The organism is Oceanicoccus sagamiensis, from assembly GCF_002117105.1.
Taxonomy (GTDB): domain Bacteria; phylum Pseudomonadota; class Gammaproteobacteria; order Pseudomonadales; family Dasaniaceae; genus Oceanicoccus; species Oceanicoccus sagamiensis.
The window spans coordinates 2,088,160-2,111,120 of the sequence record NZ_CP019343.1 but is presented as its reverse complement, the minus strand read 5'-3'; the positions used below and the strand labels follow the sequence as shown (position 1 = coordinate 2,111,120).

Below are 22,961 nucleotides of genomic sequence, written 5' to 3'. Positions count from 1 at the left end.
GGTTGTTCCAAGTTAAAAATTAGTGATTAACCGTTTGCCACTGACCATTGTGCAATTGCAAAGAGCGATTACAATCAGGGGCCGAGGTTTGGCCGGACAAGGCGCAGACTACACGCTCGCCTTCGGCTCTTAATGTTTGTACCGCCTGCCATAAAGACAAACTGTCTTCAGCTGACAAGGCACTGCTATCCGGCGCAAAAATACTGCCCTTGGTCGGCGCACTATTATCCGCAGATAGATAACTTAGCAAAGCTTTTAAATCGGTATTAAAACCAGTAGCAGGCCGCGCGCGACCAAACACTTCGCCGATATCATCATAGCGGCCACCATTGGCCACTGCCTGGCCGTGGCCGGGGGCTAAAGCGGCAAACACTAAACCGGTGTGGTAGTGATAACCACGCAGCTCACTTAAATCAAAATAGAGATTAACGCCGGGCATTCTGGCGGTAATCTGGTCGGCAACGGTGGCAAGGTCATCAATCGCCTTGGCGACTGATGCCGGTGCATTGGCTAATTCGGTTTTGGCGCGCTCAAGGACTGTGCGATCACCATTTAACTGGCTCAGTGCCAGCATCATTTTCGCCAACGCAGGGTCGGTAATACCATTGGCAATCGCGGCTTCAATATCCACGGTGGATTTGCGTTGCAGGGCATCGGACAACTGCTGTTCGGCGTCATCATCCAGCTCGGCCTGAGCGACCAGAGCCCGGTAAATACTGACATGGCCTAAATCCAGCGTCACTTGTTCAACACTGGCGGCACGTAAGGTTTCCAGCATCAGGCTGATAATTTCAATATCGGCCCCAAGGGTGGCATCGCCATAGAGCTCAGCGCCCAATTGTATGGGGGAGCGGGAACCCATCAAGGTTTTGGGTTTGGTGTGCAGCACGCTACCGGCATAACACAGGCGCACCGGGCCTTCACGGTTTAGGCTGTGGGCGTCCATCCGGGCGGTTTGCGGGGTGATATCCGCGCGAATGCCCATGGTACGGCCACTGAGCTGGTCTACCACTTTAAAGGTCTGGATATCGATATCATGCTCAAGACCCACCAATAGGGACTCGGTAAATTCAATCAGCGGGGGAATCACCAGTTCATAGCCCCAGCTATCATAGAGGTCGAGTAAGCTGCGGCGCAGGTTTTCTACCTGCGCAGCCTGTTCAGGCAGCAGTTCTTCAACGCCATCGGGTAATAACCAACGATCAGCAATGGTCATATTCAATCCAGGAAAGTGAAAGATCATCAAGCACAAAAAAACCGCGCAATATCATGATTTCGGGTAAGAACCCATGACGCTGCTCGGTTTGCGGGATTCTAACACATATTTCGTAAGTTTTGGCTAGTTTGACCGTAGGGTGGATTATAATCCACCTTCACAGGGTGCTTTGGTGGATTGCAATCCACCCTACCTCAAATCCCGGGCAAAAAAATCCCCGCTTAAGCGGGGATTGATAAGGCATAGAGAGGTCTAACGCCCTGCCTTGCTGTCATTCAGGTACTTAAAGAAATCACTCTGCGGGTCAACCAGCATAATATCGCCCTTATCCTTAAAAGAGGAACGATAGGCATTCAGGCTGCGCACAAAGGCGTAGAACTCAGGGTCTTTGCTATAGGCCGAAGCATAGGTTGCAGCAGCCTGGGCATCGCCCTCACCGCGGAGCAGCTCAGATTCACTATAGGCAGTCGCTTCAATAATGGTCTTTTCACGCTCGGCTGAAGAACGGATCTTTTCAGCTTCTTCCAGACCTTTGGAGCGCAGTTCGCGCGCTTCTTTTTCCCGCTCAGCCTGCATCCGGCGGAATACCGCGTCGCTCACCTCAGGGGGAAGATCAATACGCTTAACCCGCACATCTACCACTTCAACACCCAGTGACTCTTTAACGCGCTCATTCAAGCCATCTTTAATGTCTTTCATCAGCAGGTCACGTTCACCGGAAACCACTTCATTCAAGGTACGCGTACCAAACTCATTACGCAGACCATCGTTAACACGCTTGGCCAAACGGTTCATTGCCTGGGCTTCATTACCGCCTGTGGCCTTATAGTAAGTGTCCACATCGGCAATACGCCACTTGGCAAAAGAATCTACGATCAGGCGCTTTTTCTGTACCGTCAGGAAGCTTTCAGGCTGCGCATCCAGAGTCATAACACGGGCATCAAACTTACGCACATCGTCCGCCAGCGGCATTTTGACATGCAAGCCAGGTGTGATTTCAGTATCGATCAAACGACCAAAGCGCAATTTAACCGCACGCTCCGTTTCTTTAACCACATAGAGGCTGCTATCAGCCACAATCACCGCTAAAAACAGCAAAATAACGACAGGAATTAATCGACTCATTAGCGTGTCCCCCGGCTGCGGTTGGCCGACTGTTCACGGCGCAACTTTTTAATCACTTCATCGGCGATATCGCTGATATTCATACCCGACATAGACGGTGCAACACCCTCTTCAGTCGTGCGCTGCTGAACCAACTTATCCAATGGCAAATACATCATATTATTGCCGCCCTCGATATCCACCAGCACCTTAGAGCTTTTGCTCATTACGTCCTGAACCGCATCAAGGTATAAACGCTCACGGGTAACTTCCGGGGCTTTTTTATATTCGGTTAGCAGGTTTTCAAAACGGGCGGCTTCACCTTCCGCTTCTACAATCACCTTGGCTTTATAACCATTGGCCTCTTCGATAATACGCTGCGCTTTACCGCGAGACTCAGGGATAATTCCGTTGGAGTAAGCCTGGGCTTCGTTAATCAAACGCTCCTGATCTTCTCGGGCTTTGATAACGTCATCGTAAGCTTCTTTCACTTCAGTCGGCGGCTTGGCTTCCTGAATATTGATCTTCACCACCTGAATACCGGTGCCATAGCTATCGAGATATTCTTGCAAGCGTACCTGCACATCAACACCGATTTGCTCACGACCAACAGAAACAACATCATCCAATTTGCTACTACCCACAACATGGCGCAAGGCACTATCGCTGGCCTGTTGCAAACTCAACTCAGGGTTCTTTACATTAAGTACAAAAGCCTTGGGGTCAGCAATGTTGTACTGCACGGTTAAGGGCAGCTCAACAATATTCTCATCTTTGGTCAGCATTAATCCGCGGGAAGGATACTGACGTTCCTCCGTGATATTAACGATAAACTTATTATCAACCAAAGGTGGATTCCAGTGCAGGCCAGGGCCTAAGGTATCCATATATTTACCAAAGCGCAGTACCACCGCACGGTCTTTTTCATCGACCTGGTAAATACCCATCGCGCCCCAGACAATCGCGATAATGCCAATGATCAGGACAATAAAACTGCCACTGATCTCAGCACTGCCGGAGCCACCACCGCTGCCGGAGCCGCCGCCACCAAACATGCCGTTAAGCTTGTCTTGCAGCTTCTTGAAGGCTTCATCCAAATCCGGTGGGCCGTCATTGCCATTGTTATTGTTGTTGCTATTCCAGGGGTCTTTATTATCGCCCCCACCCGGTTCATTCCAGGCCATTGCACTCTCCCGTTACTGAGAAAAAAAAGTTAGAGGATTCAGCCGCCCTATGGGCAGCTAACCCGTTTGCGGTGCAGTCTATCAAATTTCCAGAGCCTGCGTCGCCTTTAGTTGTGTGTTTAGGCTTTAGCCAGGGTTGCCAGCATCAACTCAGGATCCAAAGCCTGGGCGCTGACAATCCGGCAAAAGTCCGACTTGGGCAGGCGCAGTTCCAGTTCGCTCAAACCCTGATCGTTATAGTTCTCGTTAACGACCGCATTTTGCTCATAAAAAGCCGCCCTTAAACGGCCTTGATCAGCTGCCAGAGTCAACCGACCATGGACCAGATCATCACCCAGCCATTCAGCCAAAGCCTCGGTTAATAGCGGTATTCCTCTGGACTGCTGGGCTGATAACCAAACCCGCCGGGGAATTCCATCCTGATCACGATCAATACGTGGCTCAGCCTCTAATAGGTCAATTTTATTAAACACTTCCAGCCGCGGGATGCTATCTGCGCCAATCTCCTTCAGCACAATCTCAACCTGGGCGATATTATCGGCGCGCTCTTCATCGGCGCAGTCAATCACATGGACTAACAGGTCCGACTGGGCCGCCTCTTCAAGGGTGGCGCGAAACGCCTCTACCAGCTTGTGAGGCAAATGCCGAATAAAACCTACCGTATCAGCCAGTACTATGGGGCCAAAATCGGCAATTGAAAGCCTTCTAAGGGTTGGATCCAGTGTGGCAAATAATTGGTCGGCAGCATAGACCTCGGATTCGGTCATACTATTAAAGAGGGTAGATTTGCCAGCATTGGTATAGCCCACCAAAGACACGGTGGGGATTTCAGCACGGCTACGGGCCCTTCTGCCCTGATCGCGCTGACGCCGGACTTTATCCAGACGCTTGGTAATCGACTTGATTCTGGCCCGCAATAAACGGCGGTCGGTCTCTAACTGGGTTTCACCCGGCCCTCTTAAGCCAATCCCACCCTTTTGCCGCTCAAGGTGCGTCCAGCCACGTACCAGACGCGTCGACATATGCTGTAATTGAGCCAGCTCCACCTGCAATTTACCCTCATGGGTGCGGGCGCGCTGGGCAAAGATATCGAGAATCAAACCGGTACGATCCAGCACCCGGCATTTAAGCTCGGCTTCTAAATTGCGCTCTTGGCTAGGGGATAAGGCATGGTTAAACAGAACAATCTCGGCATCTTGCAAACTGACTTGCGTGCGAATTTCTTCCAGCTTGCCAGAACCTACAAAAAAACGGGGATTGGGTGATGAGCGCTGGCCACCAATTAATACCACGGGGTCAGCACCCGCTGACAGGACTAACTCCTCAAACTCCCGCGGATCTTCACGTTCAGACTCGTGTCGAAGATCAAGGTGAACTAAAACCGCTCGCTCACCTGAATCAGGGCGTTCAAAAAACAACGTGTAGCCTCAAATAGCGCTGCCTGCTGTTATTAGCTATCGCCATCTTGGTCTGGCATTGGCATACGCACTACCCGCGAAGGTACCACAGTAGAGATAGCATGCTTATAAACCATCTGGCTGACAGTATTTTTTAATAGCACCACAAACTGATCAAAGGACTCGATTTGCCCTTGCAGCTTGATGCCATTAACCAGATAAATGGATACGGGAACCCGCTCTTTTCTTAGAACATTCAAATAAGGGTCTTGTAACGTATGCCCTTTTGACATGGTATTTCTCCTTAAAAGCCCAAATGGGGCCAAAAATAATAATAAATGAGACCTAACTTTTATCGTTGCTTCTAATCGTTTGCTTTTATTACAGGATATTAGCTTTCGCTAGCTATACGGCAAATCAGTGCTTTCAGATCTTTAGCAGGGCAAGTATAGCCCAAATCATAGCCTTAGGTAGTCAAAGGGCTAAGATATTTCAACGCCAATGCTAGTGGTGGCTGACCTTCAAGGCCGCTTACCAGCTCAGCTGTTTGTTCACTGCTGACCAACATCCCCTGCTCATCTGTATGCAGCCACTGCACACCCTGCCAACCGTTTAACCAGGTGAACTGCCTTTTGGCCAATTGACGGGTGGCAATAATGCCCCGTTCAATCATTTCCGCCTGATCCAGTTCGCCGTCGAGGTACTGCCACATCTGGCGATAGCCCACGGCGCGCATGGAGGGTAAGTCCAAATGCAGGTCACCACGTTGGCGCAATGCTGTGACCTCCTGTTCAAAGCCTTGTTCCAGCATCAGGTGAAATCTTTTTTCAATGCGGCGGTGCAATACCGTTCTATCCAACGGTGCTATAGCCAGCTGAACCACCTGATACGGCAAAATCGATTGCTGATAATCGGGCTGCTGTTGCTCCATCTGATGGTGCTGATGATGCTCCGTCATCGTCACCCCCGACGCCCGATAGACTTCCAAAGCCCGCTCAATCCGCTGAGAGTGATTGGGATGGATACGGGCGGCGGACTCTGGGTCCACCTCCGCTAGCTGAGCATGAACATAGGGCCAGCCATACTGCTCGGCATCCTGCTCAATCTGTTCACGAATACCAGCGTCCGCCTCAGGCATTTGCGCCATCCCTTCAATCAGCGCTTTAAAATACAGCATAGTGCCACCCACCAGCAGCGGGATATTGCCTCTTGCCGTGATCTCCGCCATTTCCCTTAAAGCATCAGCGCGAAAATCCGCCGCGGAATAACTCTCCGCGGCATCGAGAATATTAATTAAGCGATGAGGGGCCAGTGCTAACTCGTCAGCATCGGGTTTAGCCGAGCCAATATCCATATCGCGATAAATCAGCGCCGAGTCGACGCTGATAATTTCACAGGATATATGCTGGCATAACGCAATCGCCAAATCGGTTTTACCCGAAGCGGTGGGGCCCATTAAAAAAATAGCAGGGGGCAAAGCGGTGCTGGTCATGATGGCTCGTTACAGACTGTCGTTATAGATAGCGACCTGGTCGCGACCTTCGGACTTGGCTTTATACAGCGCCTTATCCGCTTTTAATATCGTGGCTTCATCGACATCATCCTTGCTCCATTCCACCACCCCGATAGAGGCGGTAATAGTAACCGATTTATCATCCCGCAAGCCAATAGGGTATTGGCGAAAATGCTGGCATAGGCGCTCGGCATACACCACAGCTTCCGCCAGCGGTGTTTTAGGCAGCAATAAAATAAATTCCTCACCACCAAAGCGACCGCAAATATCACTCTCACGGGTATCTTCCCGCAATAAATCCGCCACCGCCTTTAACACCCTGTCTCCGGCCTCATGACCATAGCGGTCATTGACCTTTTTAAATAAATCCAAATCCAGCAGCAGTACACTAAAAATATCCCCATAGCGCTGCGCCCGGACTAACTCATCATTATAGCGTTTGGTAAAAGCCCGGCGATTAAGCAACTGCGTTAGATCGTCGGTATCGGCTAATTGCATCAGCTTGGTCTCTACCGTTTTTCTTTCCTGAATTTCATTTTGTAAACGGTGATTAAATAAAGCCAATACCATAGCCACCAATAAAGCCGCGACTAAAAACAGACAGGCAGCAATTAATAAAGAATAGACTTCATCAGAGACCCCCTCTTCCTCATCAAAAATAAACCCTTCCAGCGCATCAAGGTTATCAATCATCCCTTGCTGTAAAAATACCTGCGCCATCGCTTCAAAACGCTCCTGATTAATATAACCAATCTCAACCAGGTCCGGCATAATCAAACCCTGAATCGACAAGGCTTCAAAGCGCATATGATTCAGTGTTTTTGTATCATTATATTTTTCGCGAATAATCTGAATAATTTCTTCGGGGTTAGCAAAAGCATATTTCCAACCCTGCAAGGTCGCCTCTTTAAAACGCCGCACTCGCTCAGGATTATTGTTAGCTTCTTCTTCGGTGGTAAATAAAATATCGCTATAAAAATCTACCCCATAATCTTTAGGCGCAATAATATTATAAGGCACCCCTTGCTGTTCAAGATAAAAAGGCTCATTGGTTAAATAAGAATTAAAGGCATCGGTTTTACCCTGCACTAAATCATCAATCTGATAAGAACTGCCAATAATTTCCACCTGCTCAACCGGCACCTTCTGCTTATTCATCATCGCCAGAAAAACCGCATCGCCCTGACCACCGACACTCATCACCCGCTTACCCACCAAATCCTGTGGCGTTGCAATACCGGATGACTTTAAGGCAAGCAATACCGAAGGGCTATGCTGAAAAATCACCGCCATTGCTACCAATGGTTCACCCTTTAAGCGCGAATATAAAACCTCGCTATTACCCTCGGCATAGTGCGCTCTGCCAGCCAATACTTCGGTTACGGGCTCTACTTCTGGAGAACCAGCTACCAAAGTGACATCAAAACCGGCCCGCTCGTAAAAGCCTTTTTCTTTAGCGGCATAGTAGCCAGCAAATTGGAATTGGTGGTGCCAGCGGAGTTGGAAGCGAATGGGGTCTAATTTGGAGGAAATAAGCTGGTCTTTCTGTGCCATAACTACAGGCGAGAACAACTGGCAGACAAATACTAGAATGCCAGCCATATATAGCCACTTCCATTGGCGATGTAACCTTATACCTGAAGTATCCAATTTATTATTATCCTTAACAAAGCGCTACTACCATTAAAGCCCCTAATAGAGCGCAACTCAAGCTAACTTAACAAAACAGTTAGACGACAGTCCCCTTAGAAAAAACTTATCCAGTTCGTCTAATGACATTTGTGCCTAAATGGGGCGACCGTGGTTGCACTGACCACTGCACTCAGTCCGTAGGGTGGATTATAATCCACCGGCTTTGACCACGCCGAACAGGGCTTTGGTGGATTGTAATCCACCCTACTGGCCGAGGAGGAAGAGTTTATCCAGTTCATCGAGGGACATTTGTGTCCAGACGGGACGGCCGTGATTGCACTGACCACTGCACTCAGTCCGTAGGGTGGATTATAATCCACCGGCTTTGACCACGCCGAACAGGGCTTTGGTGGATTGTAATCCACCCTACTGGCCGCGGAGGAAGAGTTTATCCAGTTCATCGAGGGACATTTGTGTCCAGACGGGACGGCCGTGATTGCACTGACCGCTGCACTCAGTCCGTAGGGTGGATTATAATCCACCGGCTTTGACCACGCCGAACAGGGCTTTGGTGGATTGTAATCCACCCTACTGGCCGCGGAGGAAGAGTTTATCCAGTTCATCGAGGGACATTTGTGTCCAGACGGGACGGCCGTGATTGCACTGACCACTGCACTCAGTCCGTAGAGTGGATTATAATCCACCGGCTTTGACCACGCCGAACAGGGCTTTGGTGGATTGTAATCCACCCTACTGGCCGCGGAGGAAGAGTTTATCCAGTTCATCGAGGGACATTTGTGTCCAGACGGGACGGCCGTGATTGCACTGACCGCTGCACTCAGTCCGTAGGGTGGATTATAATCCACCGGCTTTGACCACGCCGAACAGGGCTTTGGTGGATTGTAATCCACCCTACTGGCCGCGGAGGAAGAGTTTATCCAGTTCATCAAGGGACATTTGTGTCCAGGTGGGACGGCCATGGTTGCACTGGCCGCTGCGCTCAGTTTCTTCCATATCGCGCAACAAGGCATTCATTTCAGGAATCGTTAAACGTCGATTAGCGCGGACGGAGCCGTGGCAGGCCATGGTGGAGAGGATTTCATTGATATGTGATTGAATGCGGTCGCTGCTGCCGTGTTCGATTAGGTCGGATAAGACATCGCGGACTAATTGTTCCACATCGCTGCTTTGCAGGATGATGGGGACTTCGCGGATCATAATGGACTCAGGGCCTGCTCGTTCCAGGCCTAAACCTAAACTGGCAAAGACTTCGGCCTGCTCATCGACATAGTCGGCTTCACGCTGGCTAACGGCAATTGACTCGGGTACTAGCAATGGTTGGGTTTGGATGCCCTCGCCTTCGCGGGAGTTTTTCATTCGCTCGTAGGTGATACGTTCATGGGCGGCGTGCATATCAACCAGCACTAAACCCTGCTCGTTTTCTGCAAGAATATAAATACCTTTGAGTTGCGCAAGGGCATAACCCAAGGGAGGGATTTCGCCGTCCTGTTCTGGTGGCATTGGCGCGGGAGATGAAGGGATAGTACCGCGATCATTGCTGCTGGTTTTCCCGCCACTATAAAGGGAGCTATAACTGCTGAGCTGCTCTTGTACTTGATGAGGTGTGGGGCGATCACCCCCAGCAGGCCGCAGGGCAATGGTTTCTTGCTGTTGAAACTCTCCACCACTAATACCTGTCGCCGGAGCTTGTACGGTATTCATTACGGTTGGTGCTAGCTGATCTTCCGGGCGCACATCGGCTAATAGACGGTGCAAACTGCGGAATAGAAAATCATGTACTGTACGGCCATCACGAAAACGCACTTCGTGTTTAGTGGGGTGAACATTGACATCAACAATGGCAGGGTCTAATTCCAGATATAAAACAAATGCCGGATGACGACCGTGAAATAACACATCGCGGTAGGCTTGGCGCACCGCATGGCTAACTAACTTATCGCGAATCACTCGGCCATTAACAAAGAAGTGTTGCAAATCGCCCTGGCTACGCGAAAAAGTAGGCAGCGCTACCCAGCCCCACAAACGCAAACCTGCGGCTTCGGTATCAATATGTAACGCATTCTGCATAAAAGCAGGGCCGCAAACAGAAGCTACTCGACGCTCACGTTCTAATTGACTACTGCAAGGTTTTAAAGCATGAATCGCTTTGCCGTTATGGTTTAAATAAAAACCCACATCAAAACGACTTAGTGACTGGCGCTTGATCACTTCTTCCAAATGACCAAATTCGGTTTTCTCTGTGCGTAAAAATTTTCTTCGGGCCGGGGTATTAAAAAATAAATCCCGCACTTCTACGGTTGTGCCTTTAGGATGTGGCGCCGGGCTAACTTCAACGTCCATATCCCGGCCTTCAGACTGGGCTTTCCAGCCTGCACCCTTTTCTTCGGTATTGGACAACATGGTTAGCCGCGATACCGAACTAATACTCGCCAAGGCTTCACCACGAAAACCTAAAGTGCCGACATTTTCCAAATCTTCCAGCTCAATAATTTTACTGGTGGCATGGCGGCTTAAGGCCAAAGGCATATCTTCCTGCTCGATACCGCCACCATTATCGCGTACGCGCATTAACTTTACGCCGCCAGCTTCAATATCCACATCGATACGGGTAGCCCCCGCATCCATAGAATTTTCTACCAGCTCTTTAATGACCGAGGCAGGGCGTTCTACCACTTCACCAGCGGCAATTTGGTTAGCCAGTCTTGGGCTAAGCAGTTTTATTTGCGACATAACAAGATATCAGGAAGAAGGGATAACAATGCGCTGGCCTACCTTGATAACACTGGAGGCCAGATCATTTTCTCGACGGATGGAGTTAACAGACACCTGGTAGCGTTTGGCAATACCAGAAAGGGTATCGCCACGGGTTACCACATAGTTAATGGTTTTATCGCGCTGGCGTTTTTTCCAGGCTAAATAGGTGTCCTGTGGTGGGCTATTGGAAAAATGTTTAACAATGCCATTATAAATCGCCCGGGACATTTTCCGCTGGTAGGCTTTGGTTTTGAGTTTTTTCTCTTCACCCGGGTTGGAAATAAATCCGGTCTCTACCAAAATCGATGGCACATCAGCGGAGCGTAACACAGAGAAATTGGCCAGTTCGACTTTGCGGCTATGCAAGCGGGAAATTTTTCCCATCTCACCAATCACACCTTTACCCAATTGGGTACTGATATCCAGACTTGCCCCCATCGATAAATCGGCCAATACACCGGCAAGCACATCATCTTTATCACTGAGGCTTACGCCACCCACTAAATCCGAGTTATTGGCATCGTCGGCCAAGGCCTGCGCCATCGCACTGGTCGCTCCACGGCGTGACAGGGCATAGACCGAAGTACCATGGGCCCGCGGGTCGCTAAAGGCATCCGCATGAATCGACACCATCAAATCGGCCTGAGCTTTACGCGCTAAACCGCGACGGGTTTTTAGGCCAACATAATAATCGCCGGTTCTTATCATCACCGGTTTATAGCCTTTTTCTTTTTTCAGTAAATAATTAAGTTCTTTGGCAATCGCTAAGACCACATGCTTTTCTCGCAGGCGATTAGGGCCACTGGCTCCCGGGTCTTCGCCACCGTGCCCGGCATCGATGGCAATCACAATATCGCGCTTTTTATTGTCATCAATATGTTTGACGACTTGGCTGGTTTTTTTCTTATCGTAAAGGTCAACCACTAAGCGGTCGCCCAGCTGCTTATTGGCTTTGAGCAAAAAGCTGCGGGGTTTTACCTTGCTATTCACATCAAGCACTACCCGCAAATCATGTTTGCCTTTAACGGCGCTGCGCACTCTGGAGACAGGGCTATCCGGTAACTCCAGACTATTGAGATCAGCTTTTAAGGAAGCATTATTGATATCGATAACAATACGATCAGGGTTGGCCAGCTGCATAATTTTATGGCTGGTTGGCGAGGATAAATCCAGCACTACCCGGGTATGGTCCGGCGCGCGCCATACACGCACATCTTTTACGGTGGCGGCAAAAACACTAGAGGACAAAAAGACCTGGCTGACAAGCACCAGTAATAGAAGCTGCACCAAACGCAGGCCGGAATTAAATAAACGATCTAACAACATCACTCTTAGGGTCTTCCTTTATTGCCTGTTAACGGATTGCACAAACAATATAAGGTTCATTATAGCTGGAGTTGGCTTAAAACGCCTTCGCCAGTGGGGGTATTGGCGCTAATGCTGACGTCTCTACCCCCTGTTATAAGCTTTATCCTAACGACTAAATCCGCTGTGGGCAAAAACATTGCACCCTTTTCTGCCCACTCGACTAAACAGAGGGTTTTATCGTCGGCAAAATAATCGCGAATACCCATATATTCCAATTCTTCCGGGTCACCTAAACGGTATAAGTCGAAGTGGTAGACTTGGGCACCGTCAAACTCATAGGGTTCCACCAGCGTATAGGTTGGACTCTTTACAGCCCCTTGATGACCAAAGGATTGCAGCACCCCCGGCTTAAGGTGGTTTTGCCCATACCCAGATCACCCTCAAGAAAAATCACCACTTTTTGCTGCTGGCAGGCTTTACCTAACGCCGCACCAAAGGCCACCATAGCCTCTTCACCGATTAATTGTTGTGAGATAGAGGTCATTGGTCGTTAAGCCAGTTGATTAATCAGTGTACGCAAATGCGGTAGTAAGTCGGTGGCCATCATTCCCCGCTGGCCTTGCACTGCTGCACGATCACCGGCAGTAGCATGAAGACAAACTCCAAGCCTGGCGGCTTGGGCTGGGCTAAACCCCTGGGCCAGTAAGGCACCCAATACACCACTTAACACATCCCCCATACCGCCAGTGGCCATACCGGGATTGCCATAAGGGCAGAGGCCAACCTGACTATTTTCGTCATCGGCAACGAGGGTACCCGCCCCTTTTAAAATCACGGCCCCACCATAACGGCGTTGCAGTTCGGCGGCGGCGGCAAAGCGGTCCTGTTGTACTTCAGCGGTTGAGCAACCTAATAGACGGGCGGCTTCACCGGGGTGTGGGGTAAGAATCCAGTTATCACGCTGGCGGTTTTTTATCACCCGGCCTGCGGCCAGAAGATTCAGAGCATCGGCATCAACCACTAGAGGCACGGTCAGTTCGGCGACTTTTTGCAGTAATTGTTCGCCCCAGGCACCCTGCCCCAAACCGGGGCCGACTACCACCACGGATGCAGCGGCTAATAAGGGTTCAATTTCCTGACCAGAGATAACACCATGGGCCATTACTTCAGGAGAACGGGCAATAATCGCGGGAATATGTTCCGGGCGGGTAGCGCAAGAGATAAGTCCGGCGCCGACTCGGCAGGCCGCCTGCGACGCCATTGCCGCAGCGCCGGCCATACCCGAATCGCCGCCGGTGACCATCACATGCCCAAAATGTCCTTTATGGGCAGAGGCTTGTCTGGCAGGTAGCTGCGCTAATAACTGTGGCAGGTCTAAACGCTCACTGCTGCTGGCTACCTGTTGAAAAACGGTTTCCGGTACCGATAAATCATGAAAATGCAGAGCTCCAGTATAATCCGGTCCGGCCCCGGTCAAAAGCCCCTGCTTAAGCCCAATAAAACTAACGGTATGGTCTGCATATAACGCATTGCCGAGTACCCGGCCGGCATCGCTGCATAGGCCTGAAGGAATATCGACGGCCAGCACAGGTAGATCAAGGCTATTGATTAGGCCTATCGCTTCGGCTGAAACACCGCGTACATCACCGCTTAAGCCAGTGCCCAAAAGGGCATCGATAATCACGCCCTGCTCTATTACCAGATCTGCTGAAAAATCAGTGACTTCAACACCATCTTGCAAGGCATGCTGTCTGGCTTGAAGAGCATCGCCGGAGATTTTGCCCGCATCGCCGCACTGGATAAGTGCTACTTCCAGGCCACGCTGGCGGGCCAGACTGGCCATGGCATAGCCATCGCCACCGTTATTGCCTGTACCGCAAAAGATGGTGAGTTTTTCTGGCTCGGGGTATTGGGCTAACAGGATCGTAAAGGCGGCCTTGGCGGCGCGGCGCATCAGAGTAAAACCGGGTATACCCTGTTCTTCAATAGCCACCCGATCCAGCTCACGAACCTGTTTTGCACGGTATAAACGTGTGGGCAAATTATTATTGGCAATGGTTCTATCCATTAAAATCACTCTAATCGTGCTCTGATGTTATCGGTTGTGCTGCGAATCTGTCACACTAGCTATCTATAAGCCGGTCATTGACGCAGGCTAACGTTATACCCACCTGCGCCCATACCCCCTAAACGTAGGGTGGATTATAATCCACCGGTTATTACAGCTAAGGGCTGGGCTTGGTGGATTATAATCCACCCTACTATGCTTAGTCTTGAAACCTCTTATTGGCTTAAAACGCCTGTGCGGGAATGACAGAACTATGCCGAGATTGCGCGCTTAACTGCAATTATAATTGAAGCCACCGCTAACTACGATGACCAATCACAAAGATAACAGCCCTGAGGCTATCTCAAACATTGATCTTTTATCACTAATGGAAGATATCCGGGCGTGGGGCCGTGAATTGGGCTTTCAACAGATTGGCATTAGCGATATTAACCTCGACCAACCCCGGCAGCATTTGCAAAGTTGGCTGGAAAAAAACTTCCATGGTGATATGGATTATATGGCCAGCCACGGTGAGAAGCGCTCCCGGCCGGAGCAGCTTTTACCCGGCACCTTAAGAGTATTAAGCGCACGCATGGATTACCTGCCCGATACCGACAGTATGGAGGAGGTTTTAGCCGATGCGAATAAAGCCTATATTTCCCGCTATGCTCTGGGCCGTGATTACCATAAGTTAATGCGCAAACGCTTGGCGACGTTGGCACAAAAAATTTCTGCTGTCGCCGGGCAGCATAATCATCGCGCCTTTGTCGATAGCGCCCCGGTGTTAGAAAGAGCGCTGGCAGAAAAAGCCGGGCTTGGCTGGATTGGCAAAAACACCATGTTAATTAATCCCAAAGCCGGCTCATGGTTTTTTCTTGGAGAAATTTATACCGACCTGCCCCTGCCATTGGACCCACCACAGGAAACCATGCACTGCGGCAGCTGCACCGCCTGTCTTGATGACTGCCCTACCGGAGCGATTGTTGCTCCCAATCAGGTTGATGCACGCCGTTGTATTTCTTATCTTACTATTGAGCTTAGGGAGAGTATTCCTGAAGAACTAAGGCCTTTAATGGGCAATCGGATTTATGGCTGTGATGACTGCCAGTTAGTCTGCCCTTGGAATAAGTTTTCCGAGCATACGCAGGAGACGGACTTTCAGCCCCGCAATAATCTTCAAGCGGCGGAGTTGGTCGAATTATTTCAATGGACAGAAGAAGAGTTTTTGCGGCGCACAGAAGGCTCCGCTATTCGGCGGATTGGTTATGAATGCTGGTTAAGGAATATTGCGGTAGCATTGGGCAATGCCAGCAGCTCCGATACCGTTGTTGCTGCTTTAAAGGAAAAGTCCCAACACAGCTCAGCCCTGGTTCGTGAGCATAGCCAGTGGGCTTTAGCACAGCATAATTAGGCAATGCTCAATATTGATAATAGGCCCCGCTTTACTGAGGTGAAAACCGCATAAAGCCTGATCTTATGGCAAGCCCTCTACAATATGAGTTAATCTTATCCCCCTAACAAATAGAACCTGGTCTTAAGTATGAATATTCTGGTTATTAACTGCGGTTCATCGAGCGTTAAATATCAGCTAATCAACCCCAAACAGGATAACCCCCTTGCTCAGGGCCTGATTGAGCTGGGTGCCCAAACCGACCACGCCACCGCAATAGGCCAGCTACTCGAGCAAACTCAAGATGAAACCATTGATGCTGTTGGCCACCGAGTCGTGCATGGCGGTGATAGCTTTCGCGATGCGGTGATAATCGACTCGGAGGTAATTGCGCAAATCCAACAGTGGGTACCGTTGGCACCGCTGCACAATCCCCCTGCTCTGGCAGGTATTCAAGCCGCGCAAACCGCTATGCCCGATTTACCCCATGTGGCGGTGTTTGATACCGCTTTTCATAGCACTCTGCCGCGCCGGTCCAGTCACTATGCCATTGATACCGAGCTGGCCGAAAAACACCGTATTCGTCGCTATGGTTTTCATGGCACCTCACACCAGTTTGTAGCTCAGGAAGCCGCGCGCCACCTTAATCGCCCCATCAATGAGCTGCGCTTGATTACGCTGCATTTAGGCAATGGTGCCAGCGCCTGTGCGATAGAAATGGGCAGCTCAACGGAAACCAGTATGGGTATGACGCCGCTGGAAGGTTTGGTAATGGGCTCACGTTCCGGTGATATCGGTGCGGGGATTATCTTTAAGCTGCTGCGTGATGAAGTGGCAGGCGTTGATGAACTGGACGACTTGCTTAACCGCCAAAGTGGCCTTAAAGGTCTTTCAGGTTTAAGTGGCGATCTGCGGGAAATCGAAACTGAAGCCGCCGCAGGTCACGATAAGGCCCGCCTTAGTATTGCAGTCTTTGCCCATCGGGTAAAAAAATATATCGGTGCCTATGCGGCGACAATGGGCGGGCTTGATGCCGTGATTCTTACCGGCGGTATCGGTGAGAATAGCGCCAGCATGCGCCAGCGTATTCTTCAACGCCTGGAATTTTTGGGGCTACAGGTCGATGAGGACAATAACCAGGATGCCCGTGTAAACCATACCGATAAAGTCACCGTAATCAGCACGCCCAACTCACGGGTGCCGGCACTGGTCATTAAAACCAACGAAGAATTAATGATCGCCCGGCAAACCGCCCATTTGATAGCGCAGCAATCACGTCTGCAAGTTGACCTCCATATCCCTATCGCGGTCAGCGCAAGACATCTGCATCTGGATAAAGAAACCTTTGCCGCCCTGTTTGGAGATAAGGCTGAACCGACCCACCATGCCGACCTATCCCAACCGGGGCAGTTTGCCTGCAAAGAGAAAGTCACACTAGTAGGGCCCAGAAACCGTATTGAAGGGGTGCGCCTGTTAGGCCCGCTGCGTAATAAAAATCAAATCGAAGTCTCCCGCACCGATGAATATCTACTCGGCGTGGACGCACCGGTCAGAGACTCTGGCCGGGTTAAAGGCTCTGCCCCCATTACGCTGGAAGGACCAGTAGGAAGTGTCAGGCTCAATGAAGGCTTAATTTGCGCCCGCCGCCATATTCATATGCACCCGGATGATGCAGAGCGCTTTGGCGTTGAAGATAAAGATGAAGTGGAAGTGGCCATCACCGGTGGCCCAAGGGATTTGGTGTTTTGCGATGTCTTAGTCAGGGTAAGCCACGGCTACCGGCTGGAAATGCATATCGATACCGACGAAGCCAATGCTGCGGAGCTGGACCGCAGCAGCCAAGGGTCGTTGGTCTACACCGATATTGAAGGGCGTACGGCTTCTTTGCGAAACCTGAAAACCTCCTAAACTTTCAAAAATACCTCGCGGTAGTATTTTAATTCTTCAATCGACTCGCGAATATCATCCAGCGCCAAGTGCGCACCCTGCTTGCTAATACCGCCCATTAAATCAGGGCGCCAACGGCGCATTAATTCTTTCAGGGTACTGACATCCAGGTTGCGGTAGTGGAAATAGCGCTCAAGCTCCGGCATATACTTCACTAAAAACCGGCGATCCTGACCAATGGTATTGCCACAAATAGGCGAAGCCCCTTCAGGCACATGCTGACGTAAAAATTCAATGGTCTTGGCTTCCGCTTCAGCCACGCTAGTCGTACTTTCCTGAACCCGCTGAGTTAAGCCGGAACGGCCATGGTGAGTCGTATTCCATTCATCCATACCGGCCAGAATGTCATCACTCTGGTGAATCGCAAATACCGGCCCCTCAGCGATAGTGTTAAGGTCTGAATCCGTAACAATGGTGGCGATTTCAATAATATGATCGACATCAGGCTCAAGCCCTGTCATCTCAAGGTCGATCCAGATCAGGTTAAGGTTATTGTTATCAATAGCGTCAGACATGAAAAATCCCAGTAAACACCCGAATATCGGGCTAAATAAAAGGTAAGTGTAGCAAAATTGCCAGCTTCTCTTAATAATAGGCGCACAAATCCTATAGATAATTGATATATGTGCAATGTCGAAGCGTAAACTCACCCGGCGCCAAGCCTGGCGGGTCAAGAAAATTCAGGATGAACGCACCGAGCGAGCCAGTAAAAAGGCGGGCTTTGTTGACCAGCAATTAACCGAAGGGGAATTGGGAGATGAGCAGGAAGGCTTAGTCATTGCCCATTATGGCAGCCAGGTAGATGTGGAATGCCAGCAGGGGAATGATGCTGGCCAGATTTTTCGCTGCCATCTACGGGCTAATTTAGACACCTTAGTTACCGGCGACCGGGTTATCTGGCGAGCGGGCAAGCCGACCGGCGTTATTGTGGCCAACCAACCCAGAGAAAGTGAACTCTCACGCCCGGATATGCATGGCCAGCTGCGGCCAGTTGCTGCCAATATCGACTATATCGTCATTGTGATTGCACCATTACCAGAACCCCACGCCAATCTAATTGACCGCTATTTGGTGGCGGCGGAGTCTGTCGATATAGAACCGCTGATCTTGCTGAATAAAGTCGATTTAATCGATGATAAAAACCGCGCTCAAATTGATGAGCTATTGTCGGTCTATCCCGAGATTGGCTATCGCGTTTTAAATGCTTCCACTCAAACCATGGATGGACTCGCTGAGTTAAAAGCCGTACTTAAAGACCGCACCAGTGTTTTTGTCGGGCAATCCGGTGTGGGTAAATCTTCACTAATTAATGCACTGCTACCCGGCGTCGATATTAAAGTGGGCGAATTATCCAAAGCCCACGCCAAAGGAACACACACCACCACCACCGCAAAACTGTTTCACTTTCCCGACGGTGGTGATTTGGTGGACTCACCGGGGATTCGTGAATTTGGTCTTTGGCATATGGAACGGGAACAAGTACTGGATGGTTTTTTGGAATTTCGCCCCTATCTTGGAGGCTGTAAATTCCGCGACTGCAAACATCAATCGGAACCGGGCTGCGAATTATTGGCCGCTCTGGAAGCAGGAAAAATTTCCGAACGCAGGTTGGCCAGTTTTGAATCTATCGCCAATTCTCTGGAGATGCTATGAAGGACTGGCGGGCCGAATTACGCCAGCTAAAATTACCGGTTGATCCAGCGGTAAAAAAGTCAGCCCTGCAAACCTTAAAGTCCGGTGTTGCCAATGCGCAGGCTATTGCCGATGTAGTACACGCCGACCCCGCTTTATGCTTGATATTACTCTGCACCGCCAACAAAACCCTGTCACGCTCTGGCAATGAAACCTATGACCTGCCTCATGCCATGAGTTTATTAGGCTTTCCAAAAGTAGAAAGCGTGATTAGCGATGCCGCTATCTACGATAAAAAAACGTTTCCATTTTTAGCACAGTACCGCCAGCAGCTAACTGTTAGCCTGCATGCCGCCCATCAGGCAAGCTGCTGGTCAAGCCTTAACGCACACTGGCAGCAGGACTCCCTCTATTGGGCCACACTCTTTAATCAGGCCGTTATCTGGAGCTTGTGGTATCAAGCCGGTGAGCAGATGCAGCAGCTACAGAACGAGCGTATAGATCATAACGGTGTACAGCAGCGTCGGGCTGAAGAAAAAATCTTTGGCACAACATTACAACAGCTGTCAGAAGGCCTAAGCCAGGACTGGTATTTACCCACCTTGACACAGCAAAGCTGGCAACCCGCTATCACCGGTAATACGTATCAATGGGTATTGCTAAGCCGAATGATTCCAGAAAAATCACATCTGGCTTTGGATAATTATCCGGATTTACAAAAAACACTGAGTCACCCGGCCTTTTTAATTGCGCTGGCCAACCGTCTTGCAGACCATGCCGAATGGAACTGGCAATCCCGGCAGAGTGTTCGCCTGCAAAAAATACTTGCCTCTGCCAGCAATAAACCGCTGGATAGCATCACTGCCCTGATTCACCAGCAGGCTAGCAGCCTTAAAAATAATAAACACACACTGCACCCTGCCAAACAACTGCTAAGCCAATACCGAAAAACTGACAAACTGAACGCAACGACCGATAGCCAGACCGTTAGTAAGCCCGCAAAAAAGCAGCTACCATCACCTTTGCCCTCCGCCGCATTATTAGAAGGTGCGCCCTCAAGCTTTGTTAACACCATAGAGCGACTTCAACAGCAACCAGAAAGCTTTGACAATATTCACGACGTGATGAACTTTGCGGTCAACAGTCTTTGCAGCGACATCAAACTGGAGCGCGCCAGCGCTAGCTTGTTAGATATCAAAAGCAAAGAGCTACGCACCTATTACAGCAGAGGCGCCGAAGATAGCCCGGGGTTAAAAAATTATCGGCATACGCTGCAACAAGGTGACCTGTTTAATAAACTACTACAAAAACCCGTCAGTGTTCGCCTGCATAAAGATAACTACACAAAAATATGGCCGCTGCTACCCGGCGACTTTAAACAGGCCTGCGCCGTAGACCAGTTGTTAATGATGTCGATTTTTGCAGGTAAAAAACCCATGGCGATTATCTACGCTGATCGCGGCAAAACCAATCGCCCTATCAGCGATGAGCAGTATTCGTTTTTCAAACAACTATGCAGCGCAGTAAGCCGCTGCCTACTAGCCCAACAATAGTAGGGTGGATTATAATCCACCAACCCTCACCGCATAAAACCGGTGGATTGCAATCCACCCTACGTATAGCCTTCGCTGGGGTTACGTAATGGTGTACACTGCACCGCTAATTCCGGGCCCTAAAATAGAGATTTATCATGTCCACCTCACTACCGCTATTAATGGAAGCTGAACAACTTACCAAGCTACTAGCCACAGACGAGCATAAGCTATTAATTCTGGATACCAGCAGCGCCGAAAACCACGCCAAGCACCATATCCCCGGCGCTATCCATATTGAGCCAAAGGCCCTACAGTGCGGCACACCACCTTACCCTGGCCAACTACCCAGCGTTGAGCAACTGACCGAGATGTTTTCCCGAGTCGGCCTAAGCGATGATAAACATGTGATTGCCTATGATGATGAAGGCGGCGGCTGGGCTGGCCGCTTAATCTGGACGCTGGATGTACTTGGCCATAAAAACTATTCCTATCTGAATGGTGGCCTGGCCGCGTGGGTTAACGAAGACCATCCGATACAAACCTCAATCAATACAGCACAAGCTAGCGATTACCAGGTGACGATTCATCCAGCGCCTATCGCCGAGGTTGAAGATATTATTCCCAACCTGGGTACTGACAATTTTGCTATCTGGGATGCACGCTCGGCCGGCGAACACAATGGTAGTAAAGTGCTGACCAAACGCGGCGGTCATATTCCCGGTGCGGTCAATATTGATTGGCTGGAACTGATGGACCGCGATCGCAATATGAGACTGGTCAATCTTGAGCAACTGCAACAGCGTCTGGATGCTCTGGGCCTGAGCAAGGATAAACAGATTGTTACCCACTGCCAGACCCACCATCGCTCAGGTTTAAGCTATCTGGCGATGAAGATATTGGGCTACCCCAATATCAAGGGCTACCACGGCTCATGGTCAGAATGGGGCAACCGCGAAGACACACCGATCGCCAACGATTAATTACGGAATTATTCAGCATGAATGTTTTATTTATTATTTTTCAATATCTTGTTCCGCAGCATATATTATCCCGCGCCGCAGGTATGGTGGCGGAGTGCGAATGGCCCTGGGTAAAAAATAATTTCATCCAATGGTTTATTGGCCGCTATAACGTCAATATGGATGAAGCCGCCGACCCGGAACCGCTTAACTATAAAAACTTTAATGCCTTCTTTACCCGCGAACTGGTCGAGGACGCACGCCCTATTACCACAGAAGAAAAAGGCATTGCCTGCCCCGCCGATGGTGCTATTAGCCAGTTAGGGGATATTGAAAACGGCAGAATTTTTCAAGCCAAAGGGCAGAGCTATACACTGGAAGAGTTGATAGGTGGCGACGCCGATATAGCTGCGCCTTTTCAAGGCGGTAAATTTGCTACGGTTTATTTATCACCCAGAGATTATCACCGCGTTCATATGCCCTTAACCGGCAAGCTAAAAAGCATGACCTATGTGCCGGGTGATTTATTTTCGGTAAATACCACTACCGCTGAAAATGTCCCTCGCTTATTTTCTCGCAATGAACGGGCTGTCTGTATTTTTGAAACCGACGCTGGCCCTATGGCGGTAATTCTTGTAGGCGCCATGATTGTTGCAGGTATTGAAACCGTTTGGGCTGGGCAAGTAGCGCCGATTAAACGGGAAATCCGCACCCAGAACTATCTCGCCAAACAAGAAGCGATTACATTGGAAAAAGGCGAAGAAATGGGCCGCTTTAAATTGGGTTCTACCGCTATTGTTTTATTTGGACCGGATGCGGCGCAGTGGCGCGACGACCTGGAAGCAGGTACTCCCACCGTTATGGGCGAACTGTTTGGCACCGTTGACTAATACCCAATGTATGATCTTCTTTGGTACCAGTATGGCCTGATTGCCATTATCTTTATCTGGAGCGGCGTGGTTCGTTCCGGCTTGGGTTTTGGTGGCGCGGTGTTTTCATTGCCGTTTCTATTAATGATCGTCAATGATCCTTTAATCTGGCTACCATTAATCTCTGTGCATTTATTATTTTTCTCTGCACTGACCGTTATACAAAACCATAAAAAACCAGTGCCAGCGATAACCCTGCCGAAAGCACGATCAATTGGAAATATTTACGCTATGCCTTTGGCATTATTATTATCCCCAAGATGATTGGTGTCTTTGGTCTGGTAACTCTGGCGCCAGAGATTCTTAGCGGCATTATCTTTTTGATCGTAGCGGTTTACTCTACCACTTATATTTTTAATAAGGCCTTTAGCAGTAAAAGTAAATTTCTTG

The 22,961-nt window shown here is 49.8% G+C and carries 18 protein-coding genes and 1 pseudogene; 7 read left to right on the top strand and 12 right to left on the bottom strand.

The window, feature by feature from the left end; all coding sequences use genetic code 11:
* Positions 1 to 19: 19 nt before the first annotated feature.
* From BST96_RS09645 to BST96_RS09595, 11 genes and pseudogenes are all read right to left on the bottom strand, one after another.
* Complete coding sequence (locus tag BST96_RS09645; protein ID WP_085758508.1) at positions 20 to 1,216, bottom strand: ATP phosphoribosyltransferase regulatory subunit; 1,197 nt, start codon at positions 1,214 to 1,216, stop codon at positions 20 to 22.
* Between the two features lie 252 nt (positions 1,217 to 1,468).
* Positions 1,469 to 2,341 carry a protease modulator HflC gene (gene hflC / locus BST96_RS09640; protein ID WP_085758507.1) on the bottom strand — a complete coding sequence of 291 codons (873 nt, stop codon included), beginning with the start codon at positions 2,339 to 2,341 and terminating at the stop codon, positions 1,469 to 1,471.
* Positions 2,341 to 3,504 carry an FtsH protease activity modulator HflK gene (hflK, locus tag BST96_RS09635; RefSeq protein WP_085758506.1) on the bottom strand — a complete coding sequence of 388 codons (1,164 nt, stop codon included), beginning with the start codon at positions 3,502 to 3,504 and terminating at the stop codon, positions 2,341 to 2,343. Before hflK ends, hflC begins: the two co-directional genes overlap by 1 nt.
* Before the next feature lie 119 nt (positions 3,505 to 3,623).
* The gene (gene hflX / locus BST96_RS09630) at positions 3,624 to 4,922 is read right to left on the bottom strand and encodes a ribosome rescue GTPase HflX (RefSeq protein WP_085758505.1); all 1,299 of its coding nucleotides are present in this window, start codon (positions 4,920 to 4,922) and stop codon (positions 3,624 to 3,626) included.
* A gap of 32 nt (positions 4,923 to 4,954) precedes the next feature.
* Positions 4,955 to 5,194, bottom strand: coding sequence for an RNA chaperone Hfq (hfq, locus tag BST96_RS09625; RefSeq protein WP_085758504.1), 240 nt, complete (start codon positions 5,192 to 5,194; stop codon positions 4,955 to 4,957).
* Positions 5,195 to 5,367: 173 nt separating this feature from the next.
* The gene (gene miaA / locus BST96_RS09620; protein WP_085758503.1) at positions 5,368 to 6,393 is read right to left on the bottom strand and encodes a tRNA (adenosine(37)-N6)-dimethylallyltransferase MiaA; all 1,026 of its coding nucleotides are present in this window, start codon (positions 6,391 to 6,393) and stop codon (positions 5,368 to 5,370) included.
* Positions 6,394 to 6,402: 9 nt separating this feature from the next.
* Positions 6,403 to 8,016, bottom strand: a complete 1,614-nt coding sequence (locus tag BST96_RS09615) for a GGDEF domain-containing protein (protein WP_085758502.1) — start codon at positions 8,014 to 8,016, stop codon at positions 6,403 to 6,405.
* A gap of 942 nt (positions 8,017 to 8,958) precedes the next feature.
* Complete coding sequence (gene mutL / locus BST96_RS09610) at positions 8,959 to 10,797, bottom strand: DNA mismatch repair endonuclease MutL (RefSeq protein WP_085758501.1); 1,839 nt, start codon at positions 10,795 to 10,797, stop codon at positions 8,959 to 8,961.
* Positions 10,798 to 10,806: 9 nt separating this feature from the next.
* Positions 10,807 to 12,147, bottom strand: a complete 1,341-nt coding sequence (locus BST96_RS09605) for an N-acetylmuramoyl-L-alanine amidase (RefSeq protein ID WP_085758500.1) — start codon at positions 12,145 to 12,147, stop codon at positions 10,807 to 10,809.
* 59 nt (positions 12,148 to 12,206) lie between these two features.
* Positions 12,207 to 12,634: pseudogene (tsaE, locus tag BST96_RS09600) on the bottom strand (tRNA (adenosine(37)-N6)-threonylcarbamoyltransferase complex ATPase subunit type 1 TsaE).
* Positions 12,635 to 12,679: 45 nt separating this feature from the next.
* Positions 12,680 to 14,197, bottom strand: a complete 1,518-nt coding sequence (locus tag BST96_RS09595; RefSeq protein WP_206045431.1) for an NAD(P)H-hydrate dehydratase — start codon at positions 14,195 to 14,197, stop codon at positions 12,680 to 12,682.
* Between the two features lie 307 nt (positions 14,198 to 14,504).
* Here BST96_RS09595 and queG point away from each other — a divergent pair, with 307 nt between their 5' ends.
* Entirely contained in the window at positions 14,505 to 15,590 is a 1,086-nt protein-coding gene (queG, locus tag BST96_RS09590; protein WP_085758499.1) for a tRNA epoxyqueuosine(34) reductase QueG, read from the top strand.
* 129 nt (positions 15,591 to 15,719) lie between these two features.
* A complete protein-coding gene (locus tag BST96_RS09585; RefSeq protein ID WP_085758498.1) occupies positions 15,720 to 17,477 on the top strand; it encodes an acetate/propionate family kinase in 1,758 nt (585 codons plus the stop codon).
* On the opposite strand, the gene orn is transcribed toward BST96_RS09585, so the two are convergent.
* Entirely contained in the window at positions 17,474 to 18,031 is a 558-nt protein-coding gene (gene orn / locus BST96_RS09580; RefSeq protein ID WP_085758497.1) for an oligoribonuclease, read from the bottom strand. The two genes, BST96_RS09585 and orn, sit on opposite strands and share 4 nt — an antisense overlap.
* A gap of 115 nt (positions 18,032 to 18,146) precedes the next feature.
* Between orn and rsgA the strand changes: the two genes are divergently transcribed.
* From rsgA to BST96_RS21375, 5 genes are all read left to right on the top strand, one after another.
* Entirely contained in the window at positions 18,147 to 19,169 is a 1,023-nt protein-coding gene (gene rsgA, locus BST96_RS09575) for a small ribosomal subunit biogenesis GTPase RsgA (protein ID WP_085758496.1), read from the top strand.
* Entirely contained in the window at positions 19,166 to 20,701 is a 1,536-nt protein-coding gene (locus tag BST96_RS09570) for an HDOD domain-containing protein (RefSeq protein ID WP_085758495.1), read from the top strand. Before rsgA ends, BST96_RS09570 begins: the two co-directional genes overlap by 4 nt.
* Positions 20,702 to 20,838: 137 nt before the next feature.
* Positions 20,839 to 21,663, top strand: coding sequence for a sulfurtransferase (locus tag BST96_RS09565; protein ID WP_338043310.1), 825 nt, complete (start codon positions 20,839 to 20,841; stop codon positions 21,661 to 21,663).
* 17 nt (positions 21,664 to 21,680) lie between these two features.
* Positions 21,681 to 22,532 carry an archaetidylserine decarboxylase gene (asd, locus tag BST96_RS09560; protein WP_085758493.1) on the top strand — a complete coding sequence of 284 codons (852 nt, stop codon included), beginning with the start codon at positions 21,681 to 21,683 and terminating at the stop codon, positions 22,530 to 22,532.
* A 6-nt stretch (positions 22,533 to 22,538) separates the two neighbouring features.
* Positions 22,539 to 22,835: a hypothetical protein gene (locus BST96_RS21375; RefSeq protein WP_338043309.1), complete on the top strand. Its 297-nt coding sequence runs from the start codon at positions 22,539 to 22,541 to the stop codon at positions 22,833 to 22,835.
* Positions 22,836 to 22,961 lie beyond the last annotated feature (126 nt).

Coding starts and splice junctions, on each gene's coding strand:
- BST96_RS09615 (WP_085758502.1), bottom strand. CDS start 8,016: ATGGCTGGCATTCTAGTATTTGTCTGCCAGTTGTTCTCGCCTGTAGTT.
- queG (WP_085758499.1), top strand. CDS start 14,505: ATGACCAATCACAAAGATAACAGCCCTGAGGCTATCTCAAACATTGAT.
- BST96_RS09565 (WP_338043310.1), top strand. CDS start 20,839: ATGTCCACCTCACTACCGCTATTAATGGAAGCTGAACAACTTACCAAG.
- BST96_RS09595 (WP_206045431.1), bottom strand. CDS start 14,197: ATGGATAGAACCATTGCCAATAATAATTTGCCCACACGTTTATACCGT.
- orn (WP_085758497.1), bottom strand. CDS start 18,031: ATGTCTGACGCTATTGATAACAATAACCTTAACCTGATCTGGATCGAC.
- asd (WP_085758493.1), top strand. CDS start 21,681: ATGAATGTTTTATTTATTATTTTTCAATATCTTGTTCCGCAGCATATA.
- hfq (WP_085758504.1), bottom strand. CDS start 5,194: ATGTCAAAAGGGCATACGTTACAAGACCCTTATTTGAATGTTCTAAGA.
- hflK (WP_085758506.1), bottom strand. CDS start 3,504: ATGGCCTGGAATGAACCGGGTGGGGGCGATAATAAAGACCCCTGGAAT.
- hflC (WP_085758507.1), bottom strand. CDS start 2,341: ATGAGTCGATTAATTCCTGTCGTTATTTTGCTGTTTTTAGCGGTGATT.
- rsgA (WP_085758496.1), top strand. CDS start 18,147: ATGTCGAAGCGTAAACTCACCCGGCGCCAAGCCTGGCGGGTCAAGAAA.
- miaA (WP_085758503.1), bottom strand. CDS start 6,393: ATGACCAGCACCGCTTTGCCCCCTGCTATTTTTTTAATGGGCCCCACC.
- BST96_RS09605 (WP_085758500.1), bottom strand. CDS start 12,147: ATGTTGTTAGATCGTTTATTTAATTCCGGCCTGCGTTTGGTGCAGCTT.
- BST96_RS21375 (WP_338043309.1), top strand. CDS start 22,539: ATGTATGATCTTCTTTGGTACCAGTATGGCCTGATTGCCATTATCTTT.
- mutL (WP_085758501.1), bottom strand. CDS start 10,797: ATGTCGCAAATAAAACTGCTTAGCCCAAGACTGGCTAACCAAATTGCC.
- BST96_RS09570 (WP_085758495.1), top strand. CDS start 19,166: ATGAAGGACTGGCGGGCCGAATTACGCCAGCTAAAATTACCGGTTGAT.
- BST96_RS09585 (WP_085758498.1), top strand. CDS start 15,720: ATGAATATTCTGGTTATTAACTGCGGTTCATCGAGCGTTAAATATCAG.
- BST96_RS09645 (WP_085758508.1), bottom strand. CDS start 1,216: ATGACCATTGCTGATCGTTGGTTATTACCCGATGGCGTTGAAGAACTG.